The sequence below is a fragment of the Streptomyces sp. ATexAB-D23 genome, from assembly GCF_000373645.1.
Taxonomy (GTDB): domain Bacteria; phylum Actinomycetota; class Actinomycetes; order Streptomycetales; family Streptomycetaceae; genus Streptomyces; species Streptomyces castrisilvae.
Genome location: NZ_KB892035.1, coordinates 255689 through 273251 on the forward strand (window position 1 = coordinate 255689; position 17563 = coordinate 273251).

A 17563-nucleotide genomic window follows, 5' to 3' on the forward strand; every position below is an offset into this window, starting at 1 on the left:
TGCCTTGGACTCATGGCAAGGGCCCGGCGGAGGGTGGGGACATGACACAGACGCAGGATGTGAACGAGGCCGATGTCGTGGTCGTCGGCGGCGGTACCGGCGGCTACTCGACCGCGCTGCGGGCGGCGGCGCTCGGGTTGCGGGTGGTCCTCGCCGAACGCGACAAGGTGGGTGGCACCTGCCTGCACCGCGGCTGTATCCCGAGCAAGGCGATGCTGCACGCGGCCGAACTCGTCGACGGCATCGCGGAGGCCCGTGAACGCTGGGGGGTGAAGGCGGTGCTGGAGTCGGTCGACTGGCCGGCCCTGGTCGCCACCCGCGACGACATCGTGACCCGCAACCACCGGGGCGTCCAGGCCCATCTGGCCCACGCAGGCGTCGAAGTGGTGTCAGGGAGCGCGGAGTTGACGGGCCCGCGCGGTGTCCGGATCGCGGGGTACGGGGAGGTCGTCGCCCGGCGCGGCATCGTGCTGGCGACGGGGTCGCGGCCCCGGACGCTGCCGGGTCCGGTGGTGGACGGGCGGCGGGTGGTGACCAGCGACGACGCGCTGTTCGCGCCCGGTCTGCCGGATTCGGTGCTGGTGCTGGGCGGTGGGGCGATCGGGGTGGAGTACGCCTCGCTGCACCGGTCGATGGGGGCGCGGGTGACGCTGGTGGAGGCCGCCGACCGGCTGGTGCCGCTGGAGGACGCCGAGGTGTCGCGTCACCTGACGCGGGGTCTGAAGAAGCGTGGCATCGACGTGTTGACGGGCACACGACTGCTGGAAGCGGCCGTCCTCGATGACGGCGTCCGGGCCACGCTGCGCACCCCGCGCGGCGAGACCCGGACGGTGCGGGCGCGACGGCTGCTGATCGCGGTGGGCCGGGTCCCTGTGACGGACGGCCTGGGGCTCGCGGCGGCGGGCCTGGCCGCCGATGACCGGGGGTATGTGGCTCCGGCGGACTGGTCACGGCTGGAGACCGCGGTGCCCGGCATCCATGTGGTGGGCGATCTGCTGCCGCCGCCGTCCCCGGGCCTGGCCCACGCCTCGTTCGCCGAGGGGCTGCTGGTGGCGGAGACCCTGGCGGGGCTGCGGCCGTCCCCGGTGGACTACGACGCGGTGCCCCGGGTCACCTACTCGGCGCCCCAGACCGCGGCGGTGGGCCTGACCGAGGCGGGTGCGCGCGACGCGGGGCACGACGTCGTGGTCAACACGATGCCGCTGACCGCCGTCGCCAAGGGCATGGTGCACGGGCAGGGCGGCATGGTGAAGGTGGTCGCGGAGCGCGGGGGCCGGGTCCTCGGGGTGCACCTGGTCGGGCCGCACGTCTCGGAGATGGTCGCCGAGAGCCAGCTGATCGTCGGCTGGGACGCGGAACCCTTCGACGTGGCCCAGCACATCCACCCGCATCCGACGCTCTCGGAGGCCGTCGGCGAGTCCTTCCTCACCCTGGCAGGACGGGGGCTTCACCAGCAGGCGTGAGGCGGTGGCGTCAGGCGGGCGGCCGGAGCGCGGGGGCGGAGAGCCGGAACATCATCCGGCCGAAGCTGACCTGGTCCCCTTCGCGCACCGGGACCGTACCGGTGACGCGCTGCCCGTTGACGCAGGTGCCGTTGGTCGAGCCGAGGTCGCGCAGCAGCCAGCGGTCGCCCTGGGCGGTCAGTTCGGCGTGCGTCCGGGAGACCGTCTCGTGGCTGAGGCGCAGTCCGTTGCCCGGGTCGCGGCCGATGCGCAGGGGGTGCGGGCTGGGGGCCGGCAGCAGCAGCTTCGGCAGCCGCTCCGCCCGCCACGCCCGGCGGATGCGCTCCGGGAAGCCGGAGACCCCGCCCACGACCCGCAGCAGTCCGCGCGACCAACGGCCCTCGTGCTCCAGGTCCCTGGTGAGGGCTTCCAACTCCTCGGGGCGGCTCGTCGTCAGGGCCACCTCCATGCGCCGCATGAAGGTGTCCTGGGAAAGCCTGCCCTGGGCCGCGCCCTCTCTGAGCACACCCAGAACACGGTCGCGCTGGGCGTCCGACAGCCGCGCGGGATACGTGTGGGACTCGAAGGAGGACGTCACGTCTCCAATTGTCGGTCCGACGGCCCCGGGGTGTCCAGAACAACCCCGCTTTCCGCCCTCCTGACCTGCGCGGGCCGCACCCGGGATATCCGGAGGCGGCCGGCCGGGAGCGTTGCTAGGGTCGGCGGCCTTGCCTCCGGCGACCGCCGTGACGCACCCGCTCGCCCATGGGGGATTTGTGCCCGACGCACCACTCGGCCTGACCGTCCGACCACTCAGCGGACCGGAGGAGCTGGACCTCTTCCGTCAACTGCCCTACGTCCTGGACCACGAGCTGGCGGACGACCTCGCCACGGGCCGCCGCCGCCCGGAGTGGATGTGGGTGGCGGTGCGCGGTGAGCGGGTCGTGGCGCGGATCGCGTGGTGGAGCAGGGACGGCGGTACGCCGCTGCTGCTCGACTTCTTCGACCTGGACGACACCCTGCCGGTCCCCGAGCGCGAGGAGGCCGGGCTGCGGCTGGTCGAGGAGGCGACGGCCGCCGTCGTACCGGCCGGGACGCCCCGCCCCGAGTACGGGCGCTACGTGCCGGCCGACTGGCGCGAGGACCCGGCGGTCCGCGAAGCCGTCGAGTCCCGTATCCGGGTCATGGAGCGCACCGGGGCCCGGATGCTCGTGGAGCGGCTGCGCCTGGAGTGGCGGCGGGGTACGCCCGTCCCGGCCGGCAGCGGCAGGCTGCGGTTCCGCCCGGTCGACGGGCGCGAGGACCTGCTCGCCCTGATGACGCCGGTCATGGAGGGCACGCTCGACGCCCACGGCCGGGCGGACCTGGCGTCCGGACTCTCTCCGCGGCAGGCCGCGGAGAAGCATTACGACGAGGAGCTGGCCGGCTACGCGACGCCCCGGGAGTGGTGGCGGGTGGCCGAGCTGCCGGACGGTGAGCCGGTCGGTTTCGTGATCCCGGCCCGCAACAACTACAACCCGGTCATCGCGTACATCGGGGTGCTGCCCGCCCATCGCGGGCGCGGCCACATCGACGACATCCTGGCCGAGGGGACCCGGGTGCTCGCCGCGCAGCGGGACGTGGAGCGCGTCCGGGCGGCGACGGACCTCGGCAACCTGCCGATGGCGAAGGCGTTCGAGCGTCTGGGATACGTCAACTTCGAGCGCGCCTTCGACATGGTGTGGGACGGCTGATCACCCGTCATCGCCCGTCGGCGCGCTGGGCCTTGATGAGGTCGCGGTACCAGGCGTAGGAGTCCTTCGGGGTGCGGCGCAGCGTCTCGTAGTCGATGTGGACGAGACCGAAGCGCTTGCTGGCCCCCTCGGTCCACTCGATGTTGTCGGTGAGGGACCAGGTGAAGTAGCCGCGTACGTCGACGCCCGCGTCGATCGCCTCGTGCAGGGCCCTGAGGTGACCGTCGAGGAAGGCGATCCTGCGGGTGTCCTCGGCCGGTTCGTCCACGGCGCAGCCGTTCTCCGTGATGTAGAGCGGCGGGAGCCGGTCGCCGTAGCGCTCCCGCAGCTGTACGAGGGTCTCGCGCAGGCCCTCGGGGACGACGGGCCAGCCGAAGTCGGTCTTCTCGTAGCCCTCGATCTCGCGGATGCCGAAGGGCAGGCCCTCGGGCATGCCGAAGCCGGCGAAGCTGTCGAGCGCGTCGGGCGTGGGGGCGCCGACGAGGGTGGGGTTGTAGTAGTTGACGCCGTACCAGTCCAGCCGGGTGGAGATCGTGCGCAGGTCGTCCTCGACGGGGCCGGGCATCAGGGCCGCGAAGTTCTCGTCGGGGTAGCGGCCGGTGAGGAGCGGGTCGGAGAAGAGCCGGTTGGTGAGGGTGTCGTACAGCTCGGCGGCGAAGCGGTCCTCGTCCGAATCTCCGGCCGTCCAGACCGGCGAGTGCGATACGGCGATGCCGATGTTCTCGGCGCCCGCCGCGCGCAGCGCGCGTACGGCCAGGCCGTGGGCGAGGAGCTGGTGGTGGGCGGCGGGCAGCGCGTCGAAGAGGAGGGTGCGGCCGGGGGCGTGCTCACCGAGTGCGTAACCCAGCAGGGTGACTTCGGCGGGTTCGTTGACCGTGATCCACATGGGGACGCGGTCGGCGAGGCGTTCGGCGACGATCCCGGCGTACTCGGCGAACCGGTAGGCGGTGTCCCGGTCGAGCCAGCCGCCCGCCTCGTCCAGCGGGAGCGGGGTGTCCCAGTGGTAGAGGGTGGGGGCCGGGGTGATGCCATGGGCGCAGAGCTCGTCCACGAGGCGGTCGTAGAAGTCGAGGCCCCGCGGGTTGACGGGGCCGCTGCCGCCGGGGACGACGCGCGGCCAGCTCACCGAGAACCGGAAGGCGTCGGCGCCGAGTCCGGCCAGCAGCGCGACGTCCTCGCGGTAGTGCCGGTGGAAGCCGGTGCCCCGGCTCGTGTCGGTGCCGTCCTTGATGCGTCCGGGCTGCGCGGCGAAGGCGTCCCAGCCGGAGGGGCCCTTGCCGTCGGCGTCGGCGGCGCCTTCGGTCTGGAAGGCGGACGCGGAGGCTCCCCACAGGAATCCGGGCGGGAAAGACGGCACGGTCATCTCGGCCTCCACAGCCGTAAGAGGGAGTGCGTAGGGCAGAACCTGGCAGGGCAGTGATCAGATTCAGACCTTAATCGCCAGTATCGAACTCGATCCAGTGTCGGGGCGCCGAAGATCGCGCCCGCTGCCGACCATGGGCCGGGGCGAACGGGCCCCGGAAGCGAGGGAGCGCCGCATGTTGTTCGAGGTATGGGCACCGGACGCGGGATCGGCCGGCCTGCGGCTGGCGGGCGAGCCGCTGCCGATGGAGCCCGATCCGGACCGGCCCGGCTGGTGGACCGCAGAGGCCGAGGCCTCGGACGGCGACCGGTACGGCTTCGTGCTGGACGGCGGACCGGTACGCCCCGATCCCCGCTCGCGCCGCCAGCCGGACGGCCCTGACGGCGAGTCCGCGGTGGTCGACCACGACGCGTACACCTGGCGGTCCGACTGGGCGGGGCGCGGGCTGCCGGGCGCTGTCCTGTACGAGCTGCACATCGGCACGTACACCGACGAGGGCACCTTCGACGCGGCGGCGGCCCGGCTCGGGCACCTCGCGGAGCTGGGCATCACGCATATCTCGCTGATGCCGGTCTGCCCCTTCCCCGGGGTCCACGGCTGGGGGTACGAGGGGGTGTCGCTGTGGGCCGTCCACGAACCGTACGGCGGCCCCGAGGGGCTGAAGCGCTTTGTCGACACGGCGCACGGTCTCGGGCTCGCCGTCGTCCTGGACGTGGTCCACAACCACCTGGGCCCGTCCGGCAACTACCTCCCGCTCTTCGGCCCGTACTTCACCGAGACGCACCACACGCCGTGGGGCGCCGCCGTCAACCTGGACGCGCCGGGCTCCGACGAGGTGCGTGCGTTCCTGCTGGGCAGCGCGCTGGCCTGGCTGCGGGACTACCGGCTGGACGGGCTGCGGCTCGACGCGGTGCACGCGCTGGCCGACACCCGGGCGCTGACGTTCCTGGAGGAGCTGTCCGCCGCCGCCGACGCGCTCTCGGCGGAGCTGGGCCGCCCGCTCCCGCTGATCGCCGAGTCCGACCTGTGCGACCCGCGCACCACGACGCCGCGCGAGGAGGGCGGACTCGGGCTGCACGCCCAGTGGAACGACGACTTCCACCACTGTCTGCACACCGCGCTGACCGGTGAGGCGCAGGGCTACTACGCGGACTTCGCGGAGGCCCCGCTGGCCGGTCTCGCCAAGACGATGACGAGCGCCTTCTTCCACAACGGCACGTACTCCAGCTTCCGCGGCCGTACGCACGGACGCCCCGTCGACCCCGGCCGCACCGCCGCGCACCGCTTCGTCGGGTACGCCCAGACCCACGACCAGATCGGCAACCGGGCCCTCGGCGACCGGCTCTCCGCGTCCCTCTCCCCCGGGCTGCTGGCCTGCGCGGCGGCCCTCGTGCTGACGGGACCCTTCACCCCGATGCTGTTCATGGGCGAGGAGTGGGGCGCCCGTACGCCGTGGCAGTTCTTCACCGACCACACGGACCCGGAGCTGGCCGAGGCGGTACGCACCGGCAGGCGGCGGGAGTTCGGGGCGCACGGCTGGGCGCAGGAGGACATCCCGGACCCGCAGGACCCTGCCACCCGGGCCCGCTCCTGCCTGGACTGGGACGAGCCCCGCCGCGAGCCGCACGCCAGGCTGCTCGCCTGGTACCGCGAGCTGATCGCGCTGCGGCGCGCCCTGCCCGACCTCGGCGACCCGGATCTGGCGTCGGTGAGGACGGCGTACGACGACGGGGCGCGCCGGCTGGCGGTGCGCCGGGGCGATCTGCGGATCGCGGTCAACCTCGACGCGAAGCCGGCCGCGATCCCGCTGGGCAACGGACGCCACCGGGCCGGGCCCGGCCGGGTGCTGGCGGCGTGGCTGCCCGTGGACCCGCCGGGTCCGGACGGGATGCTGCACCTGCCGGCGGAGTCCTGTGTGGTGCTGGCCGACGGCTGACCGGGGCTATTCCACGATGGCGAGTTCGCGGGCGGTGGCGTTCAGGCGGCGCCCGCCGTGCTCGGTGACGGTCACGATGTCCTCGATGCGGACGCCGAACCGGCCCGGCAGATAGACGCCGGGCTCCACCGAGAAGCACATGCCGGGCACCAGCGGCTGCTCCTCGCCCTCGATCATGTACGGCGGTTCGTGCGTGGTGACACCGATGCCGTGGCCGGTGCGGTGGATGAAGCGTTCGCCGTAGCCGAATTCGGTGATGACGGCGCGGGCGGCCCGGTCGATCTCCTGGCAGGCGACGCCGGGGCGCACCGCCGCGCAGCCCGCCTGCTGCGCCTCGCGCACGATGTCGTGGACCCGCTGCTCCTCGGCGGTGGGCTCGCCGACGTGGACGGTACGGGAGGTGTCGGAGCCGTAGCCGTGTTTGAGTCCGCCGAAGTCCAGGACGACCATGTCGCCGCGTTCGATGGTGCGCTCGCCGGCCTCGTGGTGCGGGTTGGCGCCGTTGGGGCCGGAGCCGACCACGGTGAAGTCGACCTGGGAGTGCCCGTGCTCGGTGAGCAGCCGGGCCAGGTCGGCGGCGACCTCGGTCTCCCTGCGGCCGGAGAAGCGGACCTTCAGGATCTCCTCGTACGCGGCGTCGGCCGCGGCCCCGGCGGCGGCGATCCGCGCCAGTTCGTGGGCGTCCTTCACGGCGCGCAGCATCGGCAGCGCCTGGGTGAGGGAGGCGTAGGAGGTGTCGGGCAGGAGCTGCTGGAGGCCGAGCAGATGCATCGCCCAGGCGTTGTCGCTGATCCCGAACCGGCCCCGGGCGTCGAGCAGCGAGGCGGTGACGGCGTACGGGTCCTTGCCGTCCGTCCAGTCCCGCAGGGTCATGGCGGGGGCGCCGACGGCCTTCGCCGCGTCCGGGGCCTCCAGCGTCGGCACGACGAGGACGGGGTCCTGGCCGGCCGCGAGGACGAGGAGGGTGAGGCGTTCGGTGTCCGCGGGCGGCGCATAGCCCGTCAGGTACACCATGTCGGGCCCCGGCGCGACCAGCACGCCCGCGAGCCCGGCCGCCGCGGCGCTCTCGGCGGCCCGTGCCATCCGGGACCGGTAGTCGTCGGCGGTGAACGGCACGGGCTGGTTCGGGCTGGGCATCCGGGGCCTCCTGACGGTGCGGAACGGCCCTCCCATCCTGCCCGCCCGGCGCCGGGCGGGCGAGGGGTCAGGGGCGCGGGCCGCCCGCGTCCCGCACGACGAGGTCGGCGCGGTCGCGGCCGGGGGCGACGAGGCGTGCGTTGGCCTCGTCGGACCGGGCCACCCAGCGCTCGGCCTCGGCCCGCGGCTTCCCGTAGCACACATGCCGGTCGACCAGCCTGCGCACGCGCACCCCGTCGTCCGGTGCGAGGAACCACGCCTCGTCCAGCAGCCCGCGCACCGGGGCCCAGGCCCCTTCCCCGTGCAGCAGGTAGTTGCCCTCGGTGACGACGAGCGGGACGTCCGGCGGTACGGGGACCGCGCCCGCGACCGGCTCCTCCAGGGACCGGTCGAAGGCGGGGGCGTAGACGACGGTCCCGGGCTCGGGGGCCCGCAGCCGCCGCAGCAGGGCCACGTATCCGGCGGCGTCGAAGGTGTCGGGCGCGCCCTTGCGGCCGGCCCGGCCGAGGCGTTCCAGTTCGGACTGGGCGAGGTGGAAGCCGTCCATGGGGACGAGGACGGCGAGCGGCCCGAGCGCGTCGACGAGCCGCTTCGCCAGGGTGGACTTGCCGGCGCCCGGCGGGCCGGCGATGCCGAGGAGGCGGCGGTCCCCGGCGAGGGCGAGGCGGCGGGCGCGGGCGGTGAGGCCGGTGAGGTCCATGCCGGATAGTGTCCCGTCACGGGCCCGGTGACCCCGCGCTCTCCCCGCTCCCGCTACCCCTCCCCCTCTCCCTCCGTGAGGAATCCCATGTCCCATATCGCCCTGGTCACCCTGGTCGTCCGCGACTACGACGAGGCGCTCGCCTTCTACACCGGCGCCCTCGGCTTCGAGCTGGTGGAGGACACCGACCGGGGCGACGGCTCCCGCTGGGTCGTGGTGCGGCCCCGTGGCACCGAGGGCACGGGGCTGCTGCTGGCCAGGGCCAAGGACGAGCGGCAGACGGCCAGTGTCGGGGCACAGACCGGCGGGCGGGTCGGTTTCTTCCTGCACACCGGGGACTTCGCCGGCGACCACGCGCGCATGCCGGCGGCCGGGGTCCGCTTCCTGGAGGAGCCCCGGCACGAGGTCTACGGCTCGGTCGCGGTCTTCGAGGACCTCTACGGCAATCGCTGGGACCTGCTCCAGCCCGCGTGAGGACGACTGGCCGTCCCCTGCCCGGTCCGCCCGGTCAGCGCGGGCCGTTGCCCTCCAGATAGGCCAGGACCGCGAGGACCCTGCGGTGGACCGAGCCGTCGTCCGCTTCGAGGCCGAGCTTGGCGAAGATGGAGCCGATGTGCTTGCTCACCGCCCGTTCGGTGACGACGAGTTCGGCGGCGATCGTGCCGTTGGCCTTGCCCTGGGCCATCAGTTCCAGCACCTCCCGCTCGCGCGGAGTGAGGCTCAGCAGGGGCTTCGCGGACGCCTTGCGGGTGAGGAGCTGGCTGACCACCTCGGGGTCGAGCGCGGTGCCGCCGCCCGCCACCCGGTCCAGCGCCTGGAGGAACTGGTCGACCCGGCCCACCCGGTCCTTGAGCAGGTAGCCGATGCCCTGCGCGCCCCGGGCCAGCAGCTCGGCGGCGTACGTCTCCTCGACGTACTGGGACAGGACGAGGATCGGCAGCTCCGGCATCTCCTCGCGGGCGGCGATCGCGGCGCGCAGCCCCTCGTCGCGGAAGGTCGGCGGCAGCCGTACGTCCAGGACGGCGGCGTCCGGGCGGTGCTCCAGCAGGGCGGGCAGCACCTCGGGGCCGGCCGCCGCGTCGGCCACCACCTCGTGGCCCGAGCTGGTGAGCAGCAGGATCAGGCCCTCCCGCAACAGGGCGTTGTCCTCGGCGATCACGATCCGCACGGCAGCTCCACCTCGATGTCCGTCGGCCCCCCGAGGGGGCTGCTGATGCGGGTGGTGCCGTCCAGGGCGGCGATACGCCGCCTGATCCCGACCAGCCCGCTGCCGCCGCGTTCGTCCGCGCCGCCGTGCCCATCGTCGCCGATGGCCACGAGCAGGGTGCCGGGGGCCCGGTCGATGCGGACGCTCGCGGCCGTCGCGCCGCTGTGCTTGCCGATGTTGGTGAGCGCCTCGGCGACCACGAAGTAGGCGGCCGCCTCGACGGCGGCCGGCAGCCGGCGCCCGTCGTCGACCGCGTCGAGTTCCGCGGTGACGGGGACGGCGCAGTCCGCGGCCAGCGCCCGCACCGCGCCGGCCAGTCCGCGGTCGGTGAGGACCGGCGGGTGGATGCCCCGCACCACGTGCCGCAGCTCGGCGAGCGCGGCGTCGACGCCGTCCTGGGCCTCGTCCAGGCGCTGCCGGGCGGCGGCCGGGTCCTGGTCCAGCAGCCGCTTGGCCAGGCCGATGCGCATCGACAGGGCGACGATGCGGGCCTGCGCGCCGTCGTGCAGGTCGCGTTCGATCCGGCGCAGCTCGGCGCCGTGCGCCTCGACGGCGCCGGCCCGGCTCTCGGTCAGCTGGGCCACCCGTTCGGCGAGTTCGGCGGCGGGCGGTGCCTTGAGCAGGGAGCTCGTCCACTCCGCCGAGAGCCGGGCGAGCACCGGATGCCAGCGCAGGACCAGGCCGTGCCGCTCGGGCAGCGGCGTGCCGTACTCGTCGGCGGCCCGCCGGTCCAGCAGCTGCGTCACCGGCAGCACGATCCCGTCCACCAGCAGCCCGACCGGCCACAGCACCATCGTGACGTAGCCGACGGCGTTGCCCGCGACCGCCTGCACCGGCAGCCACAGGGCCTCGCGGCGGGCGACGGGATCAAAGAGCACCAGCCGGACCCGCTGCCCGAGCTCCCCCCTGTCGTACGGCAGTTGCGGCATCGGCCGGAACGGGACGCCGAGGAGGGCCGCCGCCCTGCGCCGCTCGAACTCGGCGAACCGGTGCAGCGCCTTCGCCGCCTCGGGCAGCGCCGGCAGCCCGATGACCACGACGGCGAACAGCAGCGCCGCCACCACCAGGAAGGCGGCCACATAGGCCAGCAGCGCGACCGGGATACCGATGAGGAGGTACTGCGAGGCGTGCCAGGAGCGGCGGATCGCGGTCGTCAGCGGGGCGGGTGCGGCGGTGCTCATGCCGCACCACGTTACGGGGGCGGGCCCGTCCCCGGAGTGCGGCCGGCACCCCGGGCCGTGGTGGAGCAGGCTGTACCCCCGCCCGGGAGCGCGCACCCTCCCCCGGCCGCCTCGCCGCTCCTACCGTTTATGCAGGTCAGGCGGTACGGGAAAACGAGCGAGGGGTTCACGGTGGAGACAACCACGACGGTGCGCGCGGCGGCGCTGGAGCTGGAGGCGGTGAGCCGGCACCACGGGCGGCGCGGCAGCGGCCGGGAGACCGTCGCCCTGGACGCGGTGAGCTGTGCGGTGCCGGAGGGGAGCTTCACCGCGGTCGTCGGGCCCTCCGGATCGGGCAAGAGCACCTTCCTCCAGTGCGCGGCGGGCCTGGACCGGCCGACGTCGGGGACGGTACGGATCGCCGGGACCGACCTCGGCCGGCTCTCCGAGGCGGCGCTGACCCGCCTGCGGCGGGACCGGATCGGGTTCGTCTTCCAGTCCCACGCGCTGAACCTGGTGCCCTCGCTGAGCATCGTGGAGAACGTCGTACTGCCGCTCGTCCTGGCCGGCGCCGACCCGCAGGGCGCGGGCGTGCTGGACCGGGGGCGGCGGCTGCTGGACCGGGTGGGTCTGGCCGGCCGGGGCGACGGCCGGCCCGGCACCCTGTCCGGCGGCCAGCAGCAACGGGTCGCGGTCGCACGGGCGCTGGTCAACCACCCCGATGTGCTCTTCGCGGACGAGCCGACGGCCTCCCTCGACCCGGAGTCGGCGGCGCTGGTGCTCGGCCTGCTGCGGGACGCGGTACGGCTGGACGGCCGTACGGTCGTGATGGTCACCCATGACCCGGTGGCGGCGAGCTGGGCGGACACCGTGCTGACCATGGACGGGGGCCGGCTGCGATGACTTCCACCACAAGCGGGACGGTCCTGCGGGCCGGGAGCCGGCGCGCCTCGGCGTTCCTGGCCCGCCGCTCGCTCACGGCCCACCGCCGCGCCTGGACCGCGGTGTTCGCGGCGGCGGCGGCCGCGGCGGCGCTGCTCGGCGCCTTCGCCCTGGTGCTCGGCTCGCTGCTGCTGGCGAAGCCCCCGGTGGAGCGCTATACCGGGGCCGACGCGGTCGTGGTGGCCGATCAGCGGGTCACGTACACGGCGAAGCCCTGGGGCAGTGAGCCGCAGACGGCCACCGCCCATCTGCCGGAACGGGTCAGGCTGGACCGCTCCGTGGTCGCGCGGGCGGCAGCGGCGGACGGCGTGGCGCTGGCCGTCGCGGACGACTCCGTCCCGGTGACCGTGGGCGAGGGGGCGCCGGCGGTGGGCCGCTCGTGGCCGTCCGCGGTGCTCACCGCGTACGAACTGTCCGAGGGGCGCGCGCCGAGGTCCGCGTCCGAGGTGGTCGTGGACGCGGCGCTGGCGGAGGCGGGCGGGCACATCACGCTGCAAGTGGGCGGCGCCGCTCAGCAGTACACCGTCAGCGGGGTGGCGGCCACCGGCCACCGGGGCGGCGCGCCCGCCGTGTTCTTCACCGAGGCACGGCTCACCGCGCTGGCCGGCCACCCCGGCACGGTGGACGCCATCGGTGTCATGGCCGAACCGGGCGTTTCCGCCGACGCGCTGCGGGCGTCGGTGGGCGAGGCCGTGGCGGGGCAGGCCGGAGGTGAGCGTGGTCCGCGCGTGCTGACGGGTGCCGAGCGCGGCGAGGCGGAGCACGTCGACGCGCTCGGCGGACGCGGTGATCTGCTGGCGATGCTGGCTTCGATCGCCGGGACGGTGGTCATGGTGGCCCTGCTGGTGATCGCCACCACGGTCTCCCAGGCCGTCCACCAGCGTTCCGGCGAACTGGCTCTGCTGCGGGCGGTCGGGGCGACGCCCCGGCAGCTCAGGTCGGCGGTCGGCCAGGAGGCGGGCCGGGTAGCGGACGTCGCCGCGGTGCTGGGCGCGGTCGGGTCGGTGCCTCTGGGGCTGCTGATGCGGTCGCTGCTGACCACCGGCCCGCTGCCGCTGCCCGTCCCGGTGTGGCTCCCGGTCGCGGCGGGCGTCGCGGGTGCGCTGGTCGTGGCACTGGCCGCCCGGCCGGTGGCGCTGCTCGCGGCGCGGACGGTGACCCGGACGCGGCCCGCGGTCGCCATGAGCGCGGCGCGGGCGCCGGAGCCGGGCGAGCCGGGGCGGCTGCGCACGGGCGCGGGTGTGCTGCTGGCGGTCGCGGGGCTGGGTTCGGCCGGGACGGCGGCCACGCAGAGCGGTCAGGCGGCGGCGCTCGCGGCGTCGGGGGCGGCGACATCGCTGATCATCGCGGTGGCGCTGCTCGGTCCGTGGATCGCGCGGGTGTCGATGCGGGTCCTCGGCGCACCGGTCCGGCGGGCGGGCGGGGTCTCCGGATTCCTGGCCGCCCGGTCCGCCGCCGCGCACAACCGCCGGCTGGGTGCGGCGCTCACCCCGATCGTGCTGGTCGTCGCGTTCGTGTGCGTCCAGCTGGCGGCCGGGACGACGCTGGAGCGGGCCGCCGGCCGGCAGGCGACCGACGCGGTGCGGGCGGACCTGGTGGTGACGGGCCCCGCGTCGGGCATCCCGGGGGGCGCGGCCGAGGCCGTGCGCCGGGCGCCCGGGGTGGCGGCCGCGACGGGCCTGCTGCGGTCGGCCGTCGTCCTCGCCCACCGCGAGGCCGGCGATCCGGCGCTGGACCGCTTCCCGGTGCTGGGCGTCACGGCGCACCAGCTGTCCGGCACGCTCGACGCCCGGATCACCGCGGGCGATCCGGCCGCGCTCACCGGCCCGGACACGGTCGCCGTCGGCGAGGACCGGGCCGACGACCTGGGCGTCGGTGTCGGGGACACGGTGGAGCTGCGTCTCGGTGACGGTACGCGGGTGCGGCCCAAGGTGGTGGCGCTCTATGAACGGTCCCTGGGGCTCGGTGAGTTCATGCTGCCCCGCGAGGCACTTGCCGGCCACGTCTCGGCTGCCCGCGACCAGCAGATCCTGGTGCGCTCGGCGGATGACCGGGACGCCACGTCCGCCGTACGGCGTGCGCTGGCCCCGTACAAGGGACTCGATGTCCGGCCTGCGACGGCGGACGACGTGCGGATCAGCCCGTCGTCCTCGGACCAGGACGACGCCCTGATCGTCATCGGCGTCGGCGTGATCGGCGGCTTCGCGCTGCTCGCCGTGGTCAGCACCCTCGCCCTGATCTCGGCCGGCCGCCGCCCGGAGTTCCGCCTGCTGCGGCTGGTCGGCACGGGGCGCGGTCAGCTGCTTGGGATGCGGGTGCTGGAGACGGGCCTGGTGACGGTGGCCGGTCTGGCCATCGGAACGGTGGTCGCGGCGATCCCCCTGCTGGCGTTCGCGCTCCCGGCGACGGGCGGCCTGCCGTACCTGCCTCCGGTGCGGTACGGGGTGCTGGCGGCGGCCGTGACGGCGGCGGCTGCTGTGGGCACGCTGTTCCCGGGGGTGCGGGGTGGCCGGCCGGGCCCGCCCCTCCGGTGAAACGCCGGGGCCTCTCAGCCCGTCCCGGGGGCGTCATGGCCCGCCGCCCCCGCCAGCGCCTCCAGCACCGGCGCGATCAGCGGGTGGGTCTCGGCGCCCCGGCGTACCGCCGCGAAGACCCGGCGGGTGGGGGCGGTGCCCCGGACCGGGCGGACCACCACGCCGGTCAGGGCCATGCCCCGCAGCGCGGAGCGCGGGACGAGGGCCACTCCTGCGTTCGCGCCGGCGAGTGCGACCACGGCGTGGAAGTCGTCGGAGGAGTGTTCGAGGTTCGGGGCGAAGCCGGCGTACTCGCAGGCCAGGACCACCACGTCGTGGCACGGGTTGCCCGGGTACGGGCCGATCCAGGCGTCCTTGGCGAGGTCGGCGACGGCCACCTGCTCCTGGCCCGCCAGGCGGTGGCCCACCGGGAGCACCGCGTCGAACGGCTCCGAGTACAGGGGGACGCGGGTCAGGCGGCGGTCGTCCTCGCCGGGGGCGCCCCGGTATTCGACGGCGACGGCGACATCGACCTGCCGGTCCAGGACCATCGGGACGCTCGCGTCGCCCTCCGCGTCCTGGACGCGGACCCTGATGCCGGGTGCGACGCGGCCGAGCGCGGCGATGGCGGGGGCCAGGACCAGGCCGATGCCGGTGGCGAACGCGGCGACCGTGACCGTACCGGCGTCGCCCGAGCCGTAGGCGGCGAGCTCGGCCTCGGCGCGCTCCAGCTGGGCCAGCACCACGTTGGTGTGGGTGAGCAGGATCTCGCCGGCGGGCGTGAGGCGGGCGCCGCGCGAGCCGCGCTCGACCAGCCGGTGGCCGGTCTCCTGTTCGAGGGCGGCGAGCTGCTGGGAGACGGCGGAGGGGGTCAGGTACAGCGCGGCGGCCGCGGCGGTCACCGTGCGGTGGTCCGCCACGGCTCGCAGGACGCGTAGCCGCCGTGCATCGATCATGTGCCCCATTGTCCCAGGTCGCGGGGGCGCCCTGACCGCCCCCGCGACCGCCCGGGGTCAGCCCTCCAGCACGGCGCGGGCGGCGACGAACGCGTCCACGGCGCGGTTCACGTCGGCCGTGGAGTGCGCCGCGGAGAGCTGGACGCGGATACGGGCCGCGCCCTGCGGGACGACCGGGTACGAGAACCCGATCACGTACACACCGCGCTCCAGGAGCAGCTCCGCCATCCGGCCTGCCTTCGCCGCGTCCCCGATCATCACGGGGGCGATGGCGTGGTCTCCGGGCAGGATGTCGAAGCCCTCCTCGGTCATCCGGGTACGGAAGAGCACGGTGTTGGCGTTGAGCCGCTCGCGCAGGTCGCCCGCGGACTCCAGCAGGTCGATGACCTTGAGGGAAGCGGCGGCGATGACCGGGGCGAGCGAGTTGGAGAAGAGGTACGGGCGCGAGCGCTGGCGCAGCAGGGCGACGATCTCGGCGCGGGCCGCGACGTAACCGCCGGAGGCCCCGCCGAGCGCCTTGCCGAGGGTGCCGGTGATGATGTCGACGCGGTCCATCACGTCGTGCAGCTCCGGCGTACCGCGTCCGCCCGCGCCGACGAAGCCGACGGCGTGCGAGTCGTCGACCATGACCATGGCGTCGTAGCGCTCGGCGAGGTCGCAGATCTCGCGCAGCGGCGCGACGTACCCGTCCATGGAGAAGACACCGTCGGTGACGACGAGGCGGCGCCGGGCGCCGGACGCCTCCTTGAGCTGCTGCTCCAGGTCGGCCATGTCGCGGTTGGCGTAGCGGAAGCGCTTGGCCTTGGACAGGCGGATGCCGTCGATGATCGAGGCGTGGTTGAGGGCGTCGGAGATGACCGCGTCCTCCGGGCCGAGGATCGTCTCGAACACGCCGCCGTTGGCGTCGAAGCAGGAGGAGTAGAGGATCGTGTCCTCCTGGCCCAGGAAGGCGGAGAGCCGCTGCTCCAGCTCCTTGTGGACCTCCTGGGTGCCGCAGATGAAGCGGACGGACGCCATGCCGTAGCCCCAGCGGTCCAGCGCCTCGTGCGCGGCGGCGATCACGTCGGGGTGGTCGGCGAGGCCCAGGTAGTTGTTGGCGCAGAAGTTCAGCACCTCGCCGGGGCGGCCCCCCGCGGTGACGGCGACGGTCGCGGACTGCGGGGTGCCGATGACGCGCTCGGGCTTGTGCAGACCGGCCGCCTCGATCTCTTCGAGGGTGGTGCGCAGGTCGTCGCGTACGGAGTCGAACATGCCGTTTCCTTAGAGGTGAAGAGGTCAGACGGTCCAGTCGAGGATGACCTTGCCGCCGCGTCCGCTCGCCGCGTCGTCGAAGGCGGCCTCGAAGTCGCGGTAGCCGTACCGGCCGGTGATCACGGGGGCGAGGTCGAGGCCGCCCTCCAGCAGGACGGACATGGCGTACCAGGTCTCGTACATCTCGCGGCCGTAGATGCCCTTGACCGTGATCATGGAGGTGACGATCCGGGCCCAGTCGACGGCGAACTCCTCGGAGGGCAGTCCGAGCATGGCGATCCGGCCGCCGTGCGTCATGTTCGCGATCATGTCGCGCATCGCCTCGGGGCGGCCGGACATCTCCAGGCCGATGTCGAAGCCCTCGCGCAGTCCCAGCTTCTGCTGGCCGTCGGCGATGGTGTGCTCGCCGACGTTGAGCGCGAGGCTGACGCCGACCTCGCGGGCCAGGTCGAGACGGGCCTCGCTGACGTCGGTGATCATGATGTTGCGGGCGCCGGCGTGCCGGGCGACGGCGGCGGCCATGATGCCGATGGGACCGGCGCCGGTGATCAGGACGTCCTCGCCGACCAGCGGGAAGGACAGCGCGGTGTGCACGGCGTTGCCGAACGGGTCGAAGATGGCGGCGACGTCGAGGTCGACGGGGACCCGGTGCACCCACACGTTGGACGCGGGCAGGGCGACGTACTCGGCGAAGGCGCCGTCGCGGCCGACGCCGAGGCCGAGCGTGGAGCGGCAGAGGTGGCGGCGTCCGGCCAGGCAGTTGCGGCACTTGCCGCAGACGAGGTGGCCCTCGCCGCTGACCAGGTCGCCCACGGCGATGTCGACGACGTCGGAGCCGGTCGCGGCGACCTCGCCGACGAACTCGTGCCCGAGGACGAGCGGCGTGCTGATGGCCTGCTGCGCCCAGCCGTCGTAGTTGCGGATGTGCAGGTCGGTCCCGCAGATGCCGGTGCGCAGGACCTTGATCAGGACGTCCGAGGGACCGGTCTCGGGCTCGGGTACGTCCATCAGCCAGAGTCCGGGCTCGGCCTTCTGCTTCACGAGTGCCTTCACGGCTGCGGCTCCCTGTACCTGGTGCGGCGTTGATCTCCCCGGGCCGGGGGCATGCCTGCGGAAGCCTGCGGCCCGGGGAAGGATGAGAGGGACGGCATGGCAGCGCGCTCGCACCGGCTGCCGCGCACCATCCTCCGCCGTCACGGAGAAATCTGCCGTACCCCGCGCCC

General features: G+C 74.3%; 15 protein-coding genes. 6 read left to right on the top strand and 9 right to left on the bottom strand.

The genetic code is table 11. The features are described 5' to 3' along the window. Positions 1 to 41 precede the first annotated feature (41 nt). A complete protein-coding gene (gene lpdA, locus B082_RS0126305) occupies positions 42 to 1463 on the top strand; it encodes a dihydrolipoyl dehydrogenase (protein WP_018554787.1) in 1422 nt (473 codons plus the stop codon). A 10-nt stretch (positions 1464 to 1473) separates the two neighbouring features. Here the strand turns inward: lpdA and B082_RS0126310 are convergent, their stop codons facing one another. Beyond that, entirely contained in the window at positions 1474 to 2040 is a 567-nt protein-coding gene (locus B082_RS0126310) for a DUF1707 and FHA domain-containing protein (RefSeq protein ID WP_018554788.1), read from the bottom strand. Positions 2041 to 2218: 178 nt separating this feature from the next. Here B082_RS0126310 and B082_RS0126315 point away from each other — a divergent pair, with 178 nt between their 5' ends. Next, positions 2219 to 3175, top strand: coding sequence for a GNAT family N-acetyltransferase (locus B082_RS0126315; RefSeq protein WP_018554789.1), 957 nt, complete (start codon positions 2219 to 2221; stop codon positions 3173 to 3175). A gap of 7 nt (positions 3176 to 3182) precedes the next feature. Here B082_RS0126315 and B082_RS0126320 read toward each other — a convergent pair whose 3' ends face one another. Further along, the gene (locus B082_RS0126320) at positions 3183 to 4538 is read right to left on the bottom strand and encodes a GH1 family beta-glucosidase (RefSeq protein ID WP_018554790.1); all 1356 of its coding nucleotides are present in this window, start codon (positions 4536 to 4538) and stop codon (positions 3183 to 3185) included. A gap of 175 nt (positions 4539 to 4713) precedes the next feature. On the opposite strand from B082_RS0126320, the gene treZ reads away from it, so the two are divergent. Beyond that, a complete protein-coding gene (treZ, locus tag B082_RS0126325) occupies positions 4714 to 6474 on the top strand; it encodes a malto-oligosyltrehalose trehalohydrolase (protein ID WP_018554791.1) in 1761 nt (586 codons plus the stop codon). A 6-nt stretch (positions 6475 to 6480) separates the two neighbouring features. Here the strand turns inward: treZ and B082_RS0126330 are convergent, their stop codons facing one another. Then, positions 6481 to 7611 carry an aminopeptidase P family protein gene (locus B082_RS0126330; protein WP_018554792.1) on the bottom strand — a complete coding sequence of 377 codons (1131 nt, stop codon included), beginning with the start codon at positions 7609 to 7611 and terminating at the stop codon, positions 6481 to 6483. A gap of 67 nt (positions 7612 to 7678) precedes the next feature. Beyond that, entirely contained in the window at positions 7679 to 8311 is a 633-nt protein-coding gene (locus B082_RS0126335) for a nucleoside/nucleotide kinase family protein (RefSeq protein WP_018554793.1), read from the bottom strand. Between the two features lie 87 nt (positions 8312 to 8398). Between B082_RS0126335 and B082_RS0126340 the strand changes: the two genes are divergently transcribed. After that, positions 8399 to 8785: a VOC family protein gene (locus B082_RS0126340; protein WP_018554794.1), complete on the top strand. Its 387-nt coding sequence runs from the start codon at positions 8399 to 8401 to the stop codon at positions 8783 to 8785. Between the two features lie 34 nt (positions 8786 to 8819). Here B082_RS0126340 and B082_RS0126345 read toward each other — a convergent pair whose 3' ends face one another. Further along, positions 8820 to 9479 (bottom strand): LuxR C-terminal-related transcriptional regulator, encoded by a 660-nt coding sequence (locus tag B082_RS0126345; RefSeq protein ID WP_018554795.1) that lies wholly within the window; start codon positions 9477 to 9479, stop codon positions 8820 to 8822. Next, the gene (locus B082_RS0126350) at positions 9467 to 10699 is read right to left on the bottom strand and encodes a sensor histidine kinase (protein ID WP_018554796.1); all 1233 of its coding nucleotides are present in this window, start codon (positions 10697 to 10699) and stop codon (positions 9467 to 9469) included. Before B082_RS0126350 ends, B082_RS0126345 begins: the two co-directional genes overlap by 13 nt. Positions 10700 to 10828: 129 nt before the next feature. Here B082_RS0126350 and B082_RS0126355 point away from each other — a divergent pair, with 129 nt between their 5' ends. Further along, entirely contained in the window at positions 10829 to 11581 is a 753-nt protein-coding gene (locus tag B082_RS0126355) for an ABC transporter ATP-binding protein (protein ID WP_051094692.1), read from the top strand. Beyond that, complete coding sequence (locus B082_RS0126360) at positions 11578 to 14154, top strand: ABC transporter permease (protein ID WP_018554798.1); 2577 nt, start codon at positions 11578 to 11580, stop codon at positions 14152 to 14154. Before B082_RS0126355 ends, B082_RS0126360 begins: the two co-directional genes overlap by 4 nt. A gap of 14 nt (positions 14155 to 14168) precedes the next feature. Here the strand turns inward: B082_RS0126360 and B082_RS0126365 are convergent, their stop codons facing one another. Genes B082_RS0126365 through tdh form a run of 3 tightly spaced genes read right to left on the bottom strand, consistent with a single transcriptional unit; the run spans position 14169 to position 17393 of the window. Next, a complete protein-coding gene (locus tag B082_RS0126365) occupies positions 14169 to 15089 on the bottom strand; it encodes a LysR family transcriptional regulator (protein WP_026250220.1) in 921 nt (306 codons plus the stop codon). A gap of 57 nt (positions 15090 to 15146) precedes the next feature. Further along, positions 15147 to 16340, bottom strand: coding sequence for a glycine C-acetyltransferase (locus B082_RS0126370; RefSeq protein ID WP_018554800.1), 1194 nt, complete (start codon positions 16338 to 16340; stop codon positions 15147 to 15149). 24 nt (positions 16341 to 16364) lie between these two features. Further along, positions 16365 to 17393: an L-threonine 3-dehydrogenase gene (gene tdh / locus B082_RS0126375; RefSeq protein ID WP_018554801.1), complete on the bottom strand. Its 1029-nt coding sequence runs from the start codon at positions 17391 to 17393 to the stop codon at positions 16365 to 16367. Between the last annotated feature and the right edge of the window lie 170 nt (positions 17394 to 17563).

What these genes read in the sequence shown, in the direction of transcription:
- B082_RS0126340 (WP_018554794.1), top strand. Translation starts at nt 8,399, where the DNA reads ATGTCCCATATCGCCCTGGTCACCCTGGTCGTCCGCGACTACGACGAG.
- B082_RS0126335 (WP_018554793.1), bottom strand. Translation starts at nt 8,311, where the DNA reads ATGGACCTCACCGGCCTCACCGCCCGCGCCCGCCGCCTCGCCCTCGCC.
- B082_RS0126370 (WP_018554800.1), bottom strand. Translation starts at nt 16,340, where the DNA reads ATGTTCGACTCCGTACGCGACGACCTGCGCACCACCCTCGAAGAGATC.
- B082_RS0126355 (WP_051094692.1), top strand. Translation starts at nt 10,829, where the DNA reads ATGCAGGTCAGGCGGTACGGGAAAACGAGCGAGGGGTTCACGGTGGAG.
- lpdA (WP_018554787.1), top strand. Translation starts at nt 42, where the DNA reads ATGACACAGACGCAGGATGTGAACGAGGCCGATGTCGTGGTCGTCGGC.
- B082_RS0126360 (WP_018554798.1), top strand. Translation starts at nt 11,578, where the DNA reads ATGACTTCCACCACAAGCGGGACGGTCCTGCGGGCCGGGAGCCGGCGC.
- B082_RS0126365 (WP_026250220.1), bottom strand. Translation starts at nt 15,089, where the DNA reads ATGATCGATGCACGGCGGCTACGCGTCCTGCGAGCCGTGGCGGACCAC.
- B082_RS0126350 (WP_018554796.1), bottom strand. Translation starts at nt 10,699, where the DNA reads ATGAGCACCGCCGCACCCGCCCCGCTGACGACCGCGATCCGCCGCTCC.
- B082_RS0126330 (WP_018554792.1), bottom strand. Translation starts at nt 7,611, where the DNA reads ATGCCCAGCCCGAACCAGCCCGTGCCGTTCACCGCCGACGACTACCGG.
- treZ (WP_018554791.1), top strand. Translation starts at nt 4,714, where the DNA reads ATGTTGTTCGAGGTATGGGCACCGGACGCGGGATCGGCCGGCCTGCGG.
- B082_RS0126320 (WP_018554790.1), bottom strand. Translation starts at nt 4,538, where the DNA reads ATGACCGTGCCGTCTTTCCCGCCCGGATTCCTGTGGGGAGCCTCCGCG.